Source organism: Stenotrophomonas sp. HMWF003, from assembly GCF_003061285.1.
Taxonomy (GTDB): domain Bacteria; phylum Pseudomonadota; class Gammaproteobacteria; order Xanthomonadales; family Xanthomonadaceae; genus Stenotrophomonas; species Stenotrophomonas maltophilia_AP.
In genome coordinates this window covers 4559-5805 of record NZ_QAIW01000311.1, presented here as the reverse complement: position 1 = coordinate 5805, position 1247 = coordinate 4559, and the positions used below count along the sequence as shown (strand labels likewise).

1 protein-coding gene is annotated in these 1247 nt (G+C 72.2%); it reads left to right on the top strand.

What is annotated here, in order from left to right; genetic code table 11:
• Nucleotides 1–1188 (top strand): amidohydrolase family protein (locus tag DBR34_RS12740; RefSeq protein WP_219928285.1); only part of this gene is annotated, 1188 nt, incomplete at its 5' end.
• Nucleotides 1189–1247: the final 59 nt, after the last annotated feature.

Sequence of the window (1247 nt, the reverse complement as noted above, 5' to 3'; positions counted from 1 at the left end):
GTGCATGTCGGCACGCCCCTGCCCGCTGCCGCCACCGGCGCGCGCCGGATCGATTACACCGGCAAGACGCTGCTGCCTGCGCTGGTCAGCGACCACGCGCATGTGGGCAACACGCAGGGACTGGAGCACGGCGACCGCTACTACACGCGCGACAACGTGGTGCGCGACCTGCGCCAGTTCCAGCGCTACGGCATCACCACCGTCACCGCGCTCGGCATGAATGGGGCGGACTTCTTCGCCATCCGCACGGAAGTGAACGCCGATCCCGCCCTGGGCGCGCAGCTGTACGGTGCCGGCGGCGGGATCGGCGCGCCCGATGGCGCACCACCGGCCGACAGCATGGGCCTGCGCCACGACCCGGTCGCGCGCCCGCGCACCGCCGAACAGGCGCGCGCGGCGGTGGCCACCCAGCACGCCGACGGCGTGGACCTGATCAAGCTGTGGGTGGACGACCTTGGCGGCAAGCGCCCGATGATGACGCCAGAGGTGTACCGCGCCGCCATCGCCGAAGCGCACGCGCGCGGCCTCACCGTGGCCGCGCACATCCACGACCTCGACCAGGCCCGCGACCTGGTCGATGCCAAGGTGGACATCCTGGCCCACGGCATCCGCGACCGCGCGGTCGACCCGATGCTGGCCAGGAAGATGCGCGACCAGGGCACGTGGTACATCCCGACGGTGGCCATCGACGAGGCCAACTACTGGTACGCCGAACACCCGCAGGCGCTGCAGCAGCCGTTCCTGCGCCAGGCCCTGCACCGCGACGTGCTGGCCCGTTGGTCGCAGCCGGCGTGGCAGCGCGCGCAACTGGCTGGCAGCGGCATTCCGGCCGCGCGCGACGCGGTGGCGACCAACCTGGAGAACGTGCGCCGCCTGCAGGCGGCCGGGGTCAAGCTGGGTTTCGGCACCGACGCCGGTGCGATGCCGCAGCGGGTGATCGGCGTTGCCGAGCACCGCGAGCTGCAGCTGCTGGTGCAGGCCGGGCTGAAGCCTGCGCAGGCGCTGCAGATCGCCACGTCGCAGGCGGCGGACCTGCTGGGCCTGGCCGACCGTGGCCGGATCGCCGCCGGCAAGCGCGCCGACCTGCTGGTGCTGGACGCCGACCCACTCACCGACATCGCCAACACCCAGCGCATCGGCGCGGTCTGGCAGGCCGGGCAGGAAGTGGCCGGTCCGATCACGGAGTAACCCCCGGATTCTTCGCCCCTACGCGAGGTAAGCGGAAACTGCCTTGACCCTTCCCAGGC